Raw genomic sequence first — 14,951 nt, forward strand, 5'->3', positions numbered from 1 at the left:
GCTTAGTCCTTATTGTTCTTCTGCTGGGTTGCTGATGTGGGCTGTTCCACCTGCGCCTTCTGGTTGTCTTCCTGTTCTGGCGATTTGTACAGAGGCCCCTTCTGTCCGCAGGCACTCAGCACAACACTCGCCAATAACATAAACAAAATTGGTTTCATCTTATTCAACATCAGACATTCCAGTATCGAGGGGATCACACACGGTAGCCAAGGGCTCCGCACCTTTTTTAATCATGTTTCTCATGATTGTATGCGCTATCGAGGCTAGAGGGGAGAAAAAGATGATTTTTACCCCAAACAGGATAAATCCCCGCCAAAGCCTATAAAAATCTATATTTCATATGTCTGCCATCATCAGGAAAAAACGAATTCCCTAAGCTGTGCAGGCAGGCATTATCACCATCAAACAGTGTGCTCATCCGGCTTGGGACTCACACTTGCACAATCAATATAGAGTCTGCTTGATGTTTGCAGAGATAGGGTTAAAACGTCAAGCTTAACCCAGACTAAAAACCCCGAATATGAATATTTTTATTCATTCTCGTGCCAAAGGCAGCCTGCCCTTATTCCAGAGTGGTAAATGAAACTCCTGTTCCACATAAAACCTTAACTGCACCCAGACCTGGCCAAAGTTAGATATTTAGTAAAATTGGTATTACTATGTGGGCTCTGCAACAACCCACTCCACTGAAGGATGCCCAGATGGCAATGACAGATTCCGAGTACCATAAGCTCGCCGACGAAATGTTTAACGCCCTTGAAGATGCCATAGAGAATGCAATCGATGAGCAAGATGCCGATATCGACATCGATGCCTCAGGCAATGTTTTGCAACTCGAGTTTCAGGACAAGTCCAAGATCGTCATCAATAAGCAAGAGCCCCTGCATCAGATCTGGGTGGCGACACAGTTTGGCGGATACCATTTCTCTTACGTCGATGGCAAATGGTTAGATGAGCGCAGCGATGCTGGCGAATTTATGCCCTTCGTGCTCGCCTCTATCCTGCGTCAGGGTGGCATAGCATTGAGCCTATAAGGCCGCGTTAAAATTCGATGGCTGCCTCATCGGCGTTGACCCCAAAGGGCTGCGCCTCCAGTCGGCCATCGACTCTTACCAGACGGAAAAACTGCGGTAGATTAAAGCGTTCGTTATCCAGATAAGAGTCGGCAAAGGCGTGATGATGGCTCACCTGACTCACCAGCTCTTCCAGGTTATTCCCCGGCTGAACATAATGATTCAGCTCATTTTTTTCATCGAGCACAAACACATCTATCCCTTCCTTACCCGGCCGCAGGAAGTATTGAATCGCACCTATGGCGGCAAAATCTTGGATCACTTCAGGGATCTTACTAAAAGGTTCGTTGCCGAGATCCGGCCGCGGCAGCTCCAGCATACGTTGCTTGGAGAGTCGCTGATAGAAGGCCGTTGATTCACTCAGATCCTGATACACCATGCCTTTAGAGTTGAAAAACAGGCCATATTTAATGCCACCCACCTGAAGCGGATGCACCATGGTCGACGAGGTTTTCGCCTTGGTACACATACGATTTGCTCTGTGAACCAGCTGGCTGATGCTGCGCTCGATCTGCGAACTTAACCGGCTGGAACAGCTCACTACATCCACCTTCACCGGCTGAGGCGCCCTCTGCATGCCGGGTGTAATATGAACCAGGGCATCTAAGATGGCCTCATTGCCTTCAAAGTGATGGCAATGCCATTCTCCCCAGCTGTTTTGGCAGATCACATCCAACGACTGCACCATGTTCTTATGATGGCGACCCATTGAGAAAATATTGGCATTCATATAGTCGAAAATGATCTCCTGTCCCCGCCACAACTCGGTCTCGTCGCGATTAAAATTAATCAGAAACAACAGCTGACGAAAATGCCATGGCTGACACAGATCCAACTTGGATGCCCGCCAGCGACGCTCCGACATGATAGTTGGCAGACGCTTGGCCGCCTTGGTGAGCGCCCTGTCATGCCCCTTACCCTCGCCGAAGGCATACCATTGCGTTTGAGCGGTCGACACACCATTTAGGCTGGCCCAAATCAATAGCTTAGCCTTGCTATGGGAGTGAAATACCGCGCGATTCCCCATGAAGTTTTTCGACTCTGGCGTGCAGCGATAGAGGTAATATTCCTTGGAGTTGTGGCTATAGATCACCGTCAGGTGCGCCTCGGCCACGGATCGCGTCCAGAGCCGATTGAGGCTGATGATCTGCTTATCATCCTCACTAAAATAGGTGTGTAGCTTACGGGTCAACAGACCCAGCTCGGAGATCTTCAGGCTGTCACTCAACTTGTTGGCCGAGGCAAATTGCAGCAGGGTCTGGTAGCAGCCAAGCATCAACTCATTGAGTTGTTCGTTGAACCACTGTAACTGGCCACAGTGCCAGCTGGCGCACTGATCTAAGGTGCGCAGCAAATTGTCAGACCAGGCCCAACGCGTCACCAGCGACTGCAACTTGTAGTAGCGCCAGTCTTTAGGGTGTTCGGCGACCGTCAGCCTGATACCACATTTCAAATAGAAACAACGGCGTACAATCTCGAGGCGCCTCTTATCTCCCTTGTATTCCAGATAATGTTCGATCGATTGATACAGCAGAAAATAGGCATCGTTGAAAGCCGAAAAATCCCCTGCCAGGGTGCGCTGCCAAACCTGGGTGGTCACCAGATTACTATTGGGATAATCGCTGGCATAAGCCTCCAGCAGCATTACCTTGAGCAGCGCCTTATGGGGCTTGTCCAAGCCTTTATAGAGCTGCCACAGGGAGGCGCCAAAGTACTCGCTGGCGGGCAAGTTACTCACGTCCCCCAGGAAGAGATGACTCTCTATCGCCTCGGCTCCTGGCCACCAGGCGACCCGCTTACCGCCAAGACAGATGTGGCTGCGGTAAAACTCTTCGAGCAGCAACCAGTGCTGCACACTGCCACTGTTTTCACAGCCGAGGCTGGCAGCCTGATATACGCCTTCGCCACTACTGGCAAGAAACTGTTTCGGATGAACCAGATAGATATTCACTTCGAGATCGTGTTGGCCAAACCAGGCCGTCAGTCGCTGGGACTTTTCCTGCAGGGAGGCAATTTCATCTTCGGCCAGGGTCGGGTCATACACCAACCAAACGTCGATATCACTCTTAGGGTTCTGGCCGAAGCTGGCGGTGCTGCCCATGGTGTAGACGCCATAGATGGCACTCTGCTGCTGGTGAATCACCTGCGGCTCGCTGAGCCCGAGGGTGTCGCAGGCCTCAAGGGCATCATCACTGGGAAAGTATTCGAATATGCCGCTAGGCGTCATGGGGCCGTTGTAGCCGGGATAGTCGCTACGATGATAATGAAACAGCACAGGGATCAGTTGCATCAAATGACGCTGTAGGGGCGTCAATATGGCAAGCGCACGTGCTAAACGTACCTTGTTTAAGCGCTCCGCCGTTGCGATAAAATGCTCTTGCTCTTTCAATTTCAAGCAACCTAGTCAATTTAGCTCACCTATAGCATGCTAACAGCTTAGACAAAAACAGCAAGTATATGAGAGCTGGATCACACTTTTTCCTCATGGCGCTAAAACGGTAAACGGGTGAACTTCAAAGAATCGACAGGCATTTCTTACATATAGCAATAAGCAATGTTAGCATTAGCGCAACTATGGCCTCTGATGGAATATCGAGCATGTCTCAAAACGTCATTCGTATCGCTACACGTAAAAGTCCACTGGCAATGTGGCAAGCTGAATTTGTTAAAGCCGAACTAGAAAAAGCCCATGAGGGATTGGTCGTCGAACTCCTACCTATGAGCACCAAAGGGGATGTCATTCTGGACACGCCATTGGCAAAAGTAGGCGGTAAAGGCTTGTTCGTTAAAGAGTTGGAAGTTGCCATGCTCGAAGGCAAGGCCGATATCGCCGTGCACTCGATGAAAGATGTGCCGGTCGACTTCCCCGAAGGCCTGGGACTGCAGGTGATCTGCGAGCGCGAAGATCCCCGCGATGCCTTCGTCTCTAATACCTATAAAAACATCGAAGAGTTGCCACAGGGAGCCATCGTCGGCACCTCGAGCCTGAGACGCCAATGCCAGATCCGTGCGGCACGTCCTGACCTAGAAATTCGCGACCTGCGCGGTAACGTCGGCACTCGTCTGGCGAAACTCGATGCCGGTAACTACGACGCCATCATCTTGGCGGCAGCAGGCCTAAAACGCCTGAAACTCGAAGAGCGTATCGCCAGCTTTATCTCGGCAGAAGACTCGCTACCCGCTAACGGCCAGGGCGCCGTGGGTATCGAATGTCGCACCGACGATGAGCGCGTCAAGGCACTGTTGGCACCACTCGAACATACAGAGACACGCTATCGTGTCATCGCCGAGCGCGCCATGAACACTCGCCTTGAGGGTGGCTGCCAGGTACCTATCGGCGCCTACGCCGAAATCGACGGTGACACCCTGTCGCTACGCGGCCTGGTGGGTAACCCAGATGGTAGCCAGGTGATCCGCGGCGCGACCAGCGGTTCTAAGCAAGATGCGGAGCAGCTGGGTATTGCACTGGCCGATGAGCTGCTGTCTAAAGGCGCCAAAGCCATCTTAGATGCGGTATACGCCAAGTAAAAATGAAGCTACTACTGACGCGCCCAGAAGGGCGCAATCAGTCTATGGCCGAGGCATTGTCACAGCGTGGCGTGCCTTTTACCATAGCGCCGTTACTTCAGGTCGTCGCTAACGACGCCGCCGACCATCAGCACAAGAAAAAGCTATTTCATCAGTCTGACATCATCATCTTTATCAGCACCAACGCAGTAGAGTATGCCGATATCGCCCTAGCGTCAGATTGGCCGAAGGATAAGCAATATTTTGCGGTCGGTCAGGCAACCTATTGCGCCCTTAAAGACAAGGGCATTACCGCCACCGAGGCCCCCGAGTCTTGTCAGCAAACTGAAGGCCTACTCACCTTACCTTCACTCCAGGCCTTAACGGCTAAGCGGATCACCATAGTCAGAGGCGTTGGTGGCAGAGAAGCCCTGGCTAGTGCGCTAGCAGAGCGAGGGGCACAGGTGGACTACTGGGAGGTCTATCGCCGCGCCTGCCCTGAATTCGATCCCAGCACCGCAGTTGAATGGCAAGCGCAAGCGATTGACACCATAGTCATTACCAGTGGTGAAATTCTGGCTAACCTAATTACACTTGTACCTAAAGAATTATTTGCTTGGCTGCACGCATGTCATATTATAGTGCCCAGCGAACGTGTCTATGACCAAGCCATCGCGGCAGGTTTTACACGGGTCACCAATGCAAAAGCAGCAAACCGCGACGCAGTACTCACAGCCTTAGGTTTACAGGATTAAACCTTCTTACTCAGCTGCTCGCCGATGTCGCCCTCGTCTTCAAGGATCTGCCTAAATGGACAAAAATACCCAAGAGAGTAAAGCGGTTGCCACCACAGAGCACGATGAGTCTATCGATGAGACCTTTACCGAGACGCCACAGGCCAAATCGACGGCACCTCAGGAGGCCAAGCCTCCTCAGTCTAGCGGCGGGGTTTCCTGGGGATTTCTCTTTAATCTGGTATTTATCTTGTTGCTCCTATTTGCCACGGCAACAGGTGGTTTCTACCTGTATCAGGAGTTAACCCAGCAACAGGAAAAGACGGCCGCGCTGGCTAAACAGTTGCAACAGGGTCTCGACGACCCGCGCACCCGCATCACCCATCTGGAACAGCAGCAACGCACCTCAGAAAATCAATTCGATCAAAAGCTTGCCCAGCTACAGGCTAAGCAGAATGAGGTGCAGGACCAAGTCAACAAACTGGCTCAGCGTAATCCTAATCATTGGAGGGCAGAAGAGGCCAAGTATCTGGTCAGAATGGCCGGCAATAAGCTTTGGTTAGAGAAAGATCCCCAGACGGCGCTGAGTCTCTTGGAGGCCGCGGACGATCGCATCGAAACCATGAAAGATCCTTCGCTGACGCCGATCCGCAAAGCCCTGGCACGGGACATGAGCGATGTCGCCGCCATCAAGAGTACCGATGTCGCCGGCACTGTGCTTAGCCTAGACACCATCATAGAGCGCCTGCCGAAACTAAAGGTTAACCGTAGCGAATCCAAGATCAACGCCAGAGACGATTCCCTGCAAGTCACCGAGTCTATCGACGACTGGCAGACCAATCTGGCCAAGTCCTGGCAGGCACTCATCGAAGAGTTTGTCATTATACGCAAGCGCACTACTGATCCAGCCCCCCTATTGGCACCCGATCAGCAGTGGTATCTTGTTGAAAATATTCGCAACAAACTCCTACAGGCACAGTTGGCTCTGTTCCGTCAGGATCAGGTGAACTATCGTCAGTCGGTAAACCTCGCCAGAAAGTGGATCTTCCAGTACTTCGCGCTCGACGATAACAAAACCGAGCAGACACTGGCCGCCCTGGATGCCTTGGCCACGCTGGAAATCCAGTCGCCCACCATAGAACAATTTGCCGCCACGCCGCTGCTACAGCAACTGGTCTCAAACGGCAGCCTGCTTAAAGATCGGGAGACATCGCTATGATAAGAGCCTTGATCTACCTGGTAATCGTCATCATAGGGTTAATCGCCAGCCCCTATCTGTCCTGGCTAAAGGGCTATATCTATATCGCCATCGGCGACTATGAACTGGAAACCAGCCTAGTATTTGCCATGTTTGCTGCCGTCATGTTTTACGTGGGCCTGGTCTTGCTGGAAATGCTGGTCGTCTGGAGCGTGAACCTGGTCCTAAACAGCCGTCTGTTACCGGAAAAGTGGCGCCGTAAGGCGGCCAGAAAACATACTCTCACAGGCGCCTTAGCCTTGGCCGAAGAAGATTGGTCGACCGCCGAAAAGGCGATGGCCCGTGGCGCCGATAAGGGCGAGATCCCGGCGTTGAATCTATTAGCTGCCGCCCGCGCCGCCCAGCACAGAAACGATCATGATGCCCGTGACCATTACCTCAACGAGGCGGCAAAAGACCCTGCCGCATACAAGGCGGTACTCACGACACGAGTAAGATATCTGCTACAACAGGGTGAACTCACCCGGGCACGCGCACTACTGGACGAGCTCAATCCAACCAGCAAGAGTAAGCCGCCTGTGTTAGGGTTGGCGCTCGATCTCTACCGTGCCCAGGAAGATTGGTCAGCCCTCAAGCTGTTGCTTCCCATAGTTAAGAAGCGCGGGATTATCGACGAGACAGAGCATCAGCAGCTCAACGCCGAAGTGAATCTGGCCCTGCTCAGGCAAGCTGCCGGCCAGAACGAACAGGCATTAGAAAAAGCCTGGCACTGGCTTAGCCGTGCAGAACGCAAACAAACCGAGTTTATTGCACAATATGCCCTGGGTCTGGCCAAATTCGAGCGCAGAGACGAGGCGATCAAGCTCTTGATGAAGCAGGCAAAACAGCAGCCGACGCAGGCGATCTTCGACGCTCTTCCCCAGGTATTGACCCCCGCCGATCTCGACGCAAGAAAGCAACTTTTTGAACTTGAGAAGAAACTCGGCGAACAGACCGAATACCAAGCCTGTATCGCCGCCCTGTATGATCAGAGCAAGGAGTTTAGAGAGTCACAGAAATGGTGGTTAAGAGTCTGTCAACAATCCCCCACTAAACAGCGTTGGCTGGCGCTTGCCGAGGCCTGCGAACACCTGGGAGAACAGAACCAGGCGCTACAAAATTACCGTAAAGCGGCAATTTTTTGACGCTTTCTTATACTGTTTTTAGATAAGAAACCACCATCACTGGTGGTTTTTTGTTTTTAAAGGAGTCCCTAACTTGCTTCCTTCCATATAACCCTCTCTAAAACAATCAATTAGTTGTACTTTTATCAAAACACTGTATTTTCCCCTATTTTTCGCTTAATTGCCGCTATTTGACAGCTATTCAATGCCAACCACACTTAAAGAGATAAACCAGGTGGGTATACCAATAGCAAGCGCAAAACAGAACTCTTTTGCTCTTGATTTTACATTTAGTAGAGCGAGAAATGATTATGGGTGCTTCAATCACAACACAGGATGCAGTAGTTGTTAACCTTGTAGGCGAACTCAAGGTTAAAGATGAACAAGGAAATATCAGAGAGGTAAAAATAGGCGACCTGATCCATGCCGGGGAGCAACTTATATTTTCACCCAATGTTAAGTTTAATCTTGAATATGAAGATGGCTCATCAACGACCCAAGCCAACTTGATGCAAGATACACTTAATCAAGACATAAGGGTCAGCAATGCTACCAGCCAGGGACAACAGAATGACGCCGCGCCCGAAACCGATACGCCAGTAGCTCTGGATCCCGAAATCGCCGCACTGCAAGCCCAGATACTAGCCGGTGATGATCCGACCCAAGGACTCCCAGAAACAGCGGCCGGAGCCGGTACTGGCGGTAATGAAGGTGGATCCGACTTCGTCTCCGTCGGCAGAGCCGCCGATGAGACACTTGCCGATGCGGGCTGGGACACAACAGGTTTCCCACTGACATCGGATACCACGGTTGAAGAAGTGATCATTCCCGAGCTTCAACCCACGCCAACGGTATCCTCTGCGACCTTCTCGCTATTCGAGGCCAATCTGGCGCAGGGTAGCTCACCGTCTGCCCTATTAACCAGTTTTGCCAACAGTATTCAAACCGCAGCAGATGCAGGCATTAGTAGTCTCACCATCAATGGCATCAACATCATTAGTGGCGGCCAATTTGCCGGTCCTATAGTGATCAATACTCCAAACGGTGTCCTCACCATTACAGGCTTTGACAGCTCATCGGGACAATTTACCTACGACTATGCTTTCAATAGCGCAGCCGATCACAGCGCAGGCGATCAACTGCAATTCCTGTTCAACATTGAACTGATCGATAATCAGGGTGCTGTCGCCACAGGTACCATTACAGTCAATATTATCGACGATCAACCTACAGGACTCGCCGACAGTAACGCCGTCACAGAAGATTCGGCCACCGTGGCAACAGGCAACTTGCTCGTAAATGATACTCTGGGTGCAGACTCAGCTCAGGTTACAGCCGTCACCAATAGCCAAGGCACCTCCATCAACCTTGGTGAGATCAATAGCATCCAAGGCCAGTTCGGGGTACTCACCCTGTTTGCCGATGGCAGCTATAGCTATCAACTCAACAATGGCTCCAACTCAGTACAGTCACTTGCGCTCGGTGAGCAGATAACAGAAACCTTTAATTACCTGCTAACCGACAGCGACGGCGACGCGGTACTCGTCCCACTGACCATTACCATCACGGGTACTAACGATCTTCCAATACTGACAATTGACGGCCTAGGCGGCGTGACGGAAGATGCCAGCAACCCTAACCTGACCGACAGCGGCGCACTCAGCTTCACCGACGTGGATGTCAACAACACCCACAGCGTCACCGAGGTCTACAACAATGACATCGGCTGGAGCGGTGGTGACCTCACCAACGTACTCAGCGCCAGCCAAATCCAGAGCCTCATCGACGGCTTCAGCGTCGACAGCGACAGCTGGGATTACAGTATCCTTAACTCTCTGGTGCAGTTCCTTGCTGAAGATGAAACCATCACCTTAAGCTTCGAGGTCACGGTCACCGACAACGATGGCGGGTCTGACACTAAGACCGTCAGCCTCACCATCACAGGCACCAACGACCTGCCGGTGCTCACCGTGGATGCCACAGGCGGCGTGACGGAAGATGCCAGCAATCCTAACCTGACCGACAGCGGCGCACTCAGCTTCACCGACGTGGATGTCAACAACACCCACAGCGTCACCGAGGTCTACAACAATGACATCRGCTGGAGCGGTGGTGACCTCACCAACGTACTCAGCGCCGGTCAAATCCAGAGCCTCATCGACGGCTTCAGCGTCGACAGCGACAGCTGGGATTACAGTATCCTTAACTCTCTGGTGCAGTTCCTTGCTGAAGATGAAACCATCACCTTAAGCTTCGAGGTCACGGTCACCGACAACGATGGCGGGTCTGACACCAAGACCGTCAGCCTCACCATCACAGGCACCAACGACCTGCCGGTGCTCACCGTGGATGCCACAGGGTCTGACACTAAGACCGTCAGCCTCACCATCACAGGCACCAACGACCTGCCGGTGCTCACCGTGGATGCCACAGGCGGCGTGACGGAAGATGCCAGCAATCCTAACCTGACCGACAGCGGCGCACTCAGCTTCACCGACGTGGATGTCAACAACACCCACAGCGTCACCGAGGTCTACAACAATGACATCAGCTGGAGCGGTGGTGACCTCACCAACGTACTCAGCGCCGGTCAAGTCCAGAGCCTCATCGACGGCTTCAGCGTCGACAGCGACAGCTGGGATTACAGTATCCTTAACTCTCTGGTGCAGTTCCTTGCTGAAGATGAAACCATCACCTTAAGCTTCGAGGTCACGGTCACCGACAACGATGGCGGGTCTGACACCAAGACCGTCAGCCTCACCATCACAGGCACCAACGACCTGCCGGTGCTCACCGTGGATGCCACAGGCGGCGTGACGGAAGATGCCAGCAATCCTAACCTGACCGACAGCGGCGCACTNCGGCTTCAGCGTCGACAGCGACAGCTGGGATTACAGTATCCTTAACTCTCTGGTGCAGTTCCTTGCTGAAGATGAAACCATCACCTTAAGCTTCGAGGTCACGGTCACCGACAACGATGGCGGGTCTGACACCAAGACCGTCAGCCTCACCATCACAGGCACCAACGACCTGCCGGTGCTCACCGTGGATGCCACAGGCGGCGTGACGGAAGATGCCAGCAATCCTAACCTGACCGACAGCGGCGCACTSAGCTTCACCGACGTGGATGTCAACAACACCCACAGCGTCACCGAGGTCTACAACAATGACATCGGCTGGAGCGGCGGTGACCTGACCAGCGTGCTCAGCGCCGGTCAAATCCAGAGCCTCATCGACGGCTTCAGCGTCGACAGCGACAGCTGGGATTACAGTATCCTTAACTCTCTGGTGCAGTTCCTTGCTGAAGATGARACCATCACCTTAAGCTTCGAGGTCACGGTCACCGACAACGATGGCGGGTCTGACACTAAGACCGTCAGCCTCACCATCACAGGCACCAACGACCTGCCGGTGCTCACCGTGGATGCCAGCGGCGGCGTGGTCGAAGATGCCAGCAACCCTAACCTGACCGACAGCGGCGCACTCAGCTTCACCGACGTGGATGTCAACAACACCCACAGCGTCACCGAGGTCTACAACAATGACATCGGCTGGAGCGGTGGTGACCTCACCAACGTACTCAGCGCCAGCCAAATCCAGAGCCTCATCGACGGCTTCAGCGTCGACAGCGACAGCTGGGATTACAGTATCCTTAACTCTCTGGTGCAGTTCCTTGCTGAAGATGAAACCATCACCTTAAGCTTCGAGGTCACGGTCACCGACAACGATGGCGGGTCTGACACCAAGACCGTCAGCCTCACCATCACAGGCACCAACGACCTGCCGGTGCTCACCGTGGATGCCACAGGCGGCGTGACGGAAGATGCCAGCAATCCTAACCTGACCGACAGCGGCGCACTCAGCTTCACCGACGTGGATGTTAACAACACCCACAGCGTCACCGAGGTGTATAACGATGACATCAGCTGGGACGGCGGCGATCTGACCAACGTGCTCAGCGCAGGCCAAATCCAGAGCCTCATCGACGGCTTCAGCGTCGACAGCGACAGCTGGGATTACAGCATCCTTAACTCTCTGGTGCAGTTCCTTGCTGAAGATGAGACCATCACCTTAAGCTTCGAGGTCACGGTCACCGACAACGATGGCGGGTCTGATACTAAGACCGTCAGCCTCACCATTACCGGTACCAACGACCTGCCGGTGCTCACCGTGGATGCCACAGGCGGCGTGACGGAAGATGCCAGCAATCCTAACCTGACCGACAGCGGCGCACTCAGCTTCACCGACGTGGATGTCAACAACACCCACAGCGTCACCGAGGTCTACAACAATGACATCAGCTGGAGCGGTGGTGACCTGACCAGCGTGCTCAGCGCAGGTCAAATCCAGAGCCTCATCGACGGCTTCAGCGTCGACAGCGACAGCTGGGACTACAGCATCCTTAACTCTCTGGTGCAGTTCCTTGCTGAAGATGAAACCATCACCTTAAGCTTCGAGGTCACGGTCACCGACAACGATGGCGGGTCTGACACCAAGACCGTCAGCCTCACCATTACCGGCACCAACGACCTGCCGGTGCTCACCGTGGACGCCAGCGGCGGCGTGACGGAAGATGCCAGCAACCCTAACCTGACCGACAGCGGCGCACTGAGCTTCACCGACGTGGATGTCAACAACACCCACAGCGTCACCGAGGTCTACAACAATGACATCAGCTGGAGCGGTGGTGACCTCACCAGCGTACTCAGCGCCGGTCAAATCCAGAGCCTCATCGACGGCTTCAGCGTCGACAGTGACAGCTGGGATTACAGTATCCTCAACTCTCTGGTGCAGTTCCTTGCTGAAGATGAGACCATCACCTTAAGCTTCGAGGTCACGGTCACCGACAACGACGGCGGGTCTGATACCAAGACCGTCAGCCTCACCATTACCGGCACCAACGACCTGCCGGTGCTCACCGTGGACGCCAGCGGCGGCGTGACCGAAGATGCCAGCAATCCTAACCTGACCGACAGCGGCGCACTGAGCTTCACCGACGTGGATGTCAACAACACCCACAGCGTCACCGAGGTCTACAACAATGACATCGGCTGGAGCGGTGGTGACCTCACCAGCGTACTCAGCGCCGGTCAAATCCAGAGCCTCATCGACGGCTTCAGCGTCGACAGCGACAGCTGGGATTACAGTATCCTGAACAGTGATGTGCAGTTCCTTGCTGAAGATGAGACCATCACCTTAAGCTTCGAGGTCACGGTCACCGATAACGACGGCGGGTCTGACACCAAGACGGTTAGCCTCACCATTACCGGTACCAACGACCTGCCGGTACTCACCGTGGATGCCACAGGCGGCGTGACGGAAGATGCCAGCAATCCTAACCTGACCGACAGCGGCGCACTCAGCTTCACCGACGTGGATGTCAACAACACCCACAGCGTCACCGAGGTCTACAACAATGACATCAGCTGGAGCGGTGGTGACCTGACCAGCGTGCTCAGCGCAGGTCAAATCCAGAGCCTCATCGACGGCTTCAGCGTCGACAGCGACAGCTGGGATTACAGCATCCTTAACTCTCTGGTGCAGTTCCTTGCTGAAGATGAAACCATCACCCTGAGTTTCAATGTCACAGTCACTGATAATGACGGGGGCACAGATACTCAAACAGTCACAATCACCATCAATGGAACTAACGATCCAATTGAGGGCGAATTTGCTAAAGAGATCTGGGTACCGGCATCGCTTGCTGAAATAGCCATACCTTACCTTGATGGTTATCCACTCAACATTGATATACCAACGGACCAAGACTACACAGATGTCATCACTATCACAGGATTGAATCTATCCTTCGTCGATCCTGACGAGACAGCCGACATAGGCGAAATTTGGTATATAGATGATGTTACCGGGGAGTTGACCCAGTATCTCTTCGATAGTCCCGTCGTGCTATCGGCTTCTGAACTCGGTAGCCTAATATATGTCCCCGGAAGTGATGGAGATACAGGCGAGCAGCTAGACATTAACCTCACCTTCACAATCAACTCGGGTTCCGATAGCGTCGATGGTAACTTTGTCATACATACGGTTCCAGCGAATAGCCTGGGCGGAAATACTGTGCTCATTGGTGATGGTTCATCACCACTAACTTCAGGTAATGATCAAGATGCCTTCCTGACCGTTAGTAGCGCATTTGCCAGCGCCATCAACTTAGATCCAAGCAGCGGTGCATTAGATCTGTTTACTGATTTCCAAAAATCGCCTTTCGATATCCCAATTCCTAACAGCGAAATTGGCGGACAGACAGGCATAGAAAGGGAGGAGGAAGTATCAGTAAGGCTGACTATTAACGGTATCACCTTCATTGTGATAGCGGCAGCTAATGGCGTAACGGATTGGTTTTATGATGCTGATTCAGGTCTGATGAATGCCCATATCTCTTATACAAACATCCTTATGGAATCAGACAATAGTATTACACTTGCCGATTACTTAGCAGCTAATCCAGTCGATCCCGGTGATATTTGGACCATTACCTACTTGGATAACGATGGTGGCTCCTATCAGGCTCGCTTTGTACAGGCCACCTTTACCCATGAGCTGCTAGCTGATACAGCGGTGACAGTCACAGGTACTGATGATGTGGATAACCTTATCTTCGGCACCACAGAGGGTGACTCTCTAACAGGGGCAAACCTCGATGACGAAATATATGGTCGAGAAGGCAACGACTCTATATTCGGTTTGGAAGGCGACGATCAACTCATCGGTGGCTCTGGTGACGATCTGATAGAAGGCGGAAGTGGTAACGACATCATCTTAGGAGGCCTAGGAAACGACACTATCGATGGCGGCATAGGCGCCGATATACTCATTGGTGGTGCAGGCAGCGATACCATAGATGCGGGTATTGACAGCGACATTGACACCTTGGTCTGGGATATTGGTTCCGACGACAACGGCATAGATACTGTGCTCAATTTCGACATCAGTATGGATCAGTTAGATTTGTCAGCAATCTTAGTCGACGAAGAGAATGGTATGTACTCTCTAGATCAATACTTAGCATTCAATTTCAGCGGTGGGAATACTGAGATCTCTGTCGATGCCAACCATGATGGAATCGTTGATCTCACGATCGTATTGAACAATGTTGACTTAACCAATAACAACACCTTAAGCGATACACAGATCATCAACAATCTACTCGGCAACGAAAACCTGATTATTGATACAATTCCATAACAGCTGACATTGTCGCGACACCCTACAAGGTCAAACCCTAACAATTAGTGGTTTGGCCTTTTTATTTGTCAAT

Annotated in this window: 9 protein-coding genes; 7 read left to right on the forward strand and 2 right to left on the reverse strand. The window is 52.6% G+C overall.

Annotation, left to right across the window (positions count from 1 at the left end; all coding sequences use genetic code 11):
* Positions 1-2: 2 nt before the first annotated feature.
* A complete protein-coding gene (locus tag L1D43_RS15600; RefSeq protein ID WP_239852965.1) occupies positions 3-158 on the reverse strand; it encodes a lipoprotein in 156 nt (51 codons plus the stop codon).
* 543 nt (positions 159-701) lie between these two features.
* On the opposite strand from L1D43_RS15600, the gene cyaY reads away from it, so the two are divergent.
* A complete protein-coding gene (gene cyaY / locus L1D43_RS15605; RefSeq protein WP_041510749.1) occupies positions 702-1,034 on the forward strand; it encodes an iron donor protein CyaY in 333 nt (110 codons plus the stop codon).
* A 7-nt stretch (positions 1,035-1,041) separates the two neighbouring features.
* Here cyaY and L1D43_RS15610 read toward each other — a convergent pair whose 3' ends face one another.
* Positions 1,042-3,462 carry a class I adenylate cyclase gene (locus L1D43_RS15610; RefSeq protein ID WP_239852967.1) on the reverse strand — a complete coding sequence of 807 codons (2,421 nt, stop codon included), beginning with the start codon at positions 3,460-3,462 and terminating at the stop codon, positions 1,042-1,044.
* A gap of 209 nt (positions 3,463-3,671) precedes the next feature.
* On the opposite strand from L1D43_RS15610, the gene hemC reads away from it, so the two are divergent.
* From hemC to L1D43_RS15640, 6 genes are all read left to right on the forward strand, one after another.
* On the forward strand, positions 3,672-4,601 hold the full coding sequence (gene hemC, locus L1D43_RS15615; RefSeq protein ID WP_041510748.1) for a hydroxymethylbilane synthase: 930 nt from the start codon (positions 3,672-3,674) through the stop codon (positions 4,599-4,601).
* Between the two features lie 2 nt (positions 4,602-4,603).
* A complete protein-coding gene (locus L1D43_RS15620) occupies positions 4,604-5,335 on the forward strand; it encodes a uroporphyrinogen-III synthase (RefSeq protein ID WP_239852975.1) in 732 nt (243 codons plus the stop codon).
* A 55-nt stretch (positions 5,336-5,390) separates the two neighbouring features.
* Positions 5,391-6,533, forward strand: coding sequence for a uroporphyrinogen-III C-methyltransferase (locus tag L1D43_RS15625; protein ID WP_239852980.1), 1,143 nt, complete (start codon positions 5,391-5,393; stop codon positions 6,531-6,533).
* Positions 6,530-7,696, forward strand: a complete 1,167-nt coding sequence (locus L1D43_RS15630; RefSeq protein WP_239852982.1) for a heme biosynthesis HemY N-terminal domain-containing protein — start codon at positions 6,530-6,532, stop codon at positions 7,694-7,696. Before L1D43_RS15625 ends, L1D43_RS15630 begins: the two co-directional genes overlap by 4 nt.
* Before the next feature lie 290 nt (positions 7,697-7,986).
* Positions 7,987-10,581, forward strand: a complete 2,595-nt coding sequence (locus L1D43_RS15635) for a retention module-containing protein (RefSeq protein WP_239852984.1) — start codon at positions 7,987-7,989, stop codon at positions 10,579-10,581.
* 7 nt (positions 10,582-10,588) lie between these two features.
* Positions 10,589-14,878, forward strand: a complete 4,290-nt coding sequence (locus tag L1D43_RS15640) for a VCBS domain-containing protein (protein ID WP_239852986.1) — start codon at positions 10,589-10,591, stop codon at positions 14,876-14,878.
* The last annotated feature ends 73 nt before the right edge of the window (positions 14,879-14,951 follow it).

The sequence above is a fragment of the Shewanella sp. Isolate8 genome, from assembly GCF_022398495.1.
Lineage (GTDB): Bacteria > Pseudomonadota > Gammaproteobacteria > Enterobacterales > Shewanellaceae > Shewanella > Shewanella aquimarina.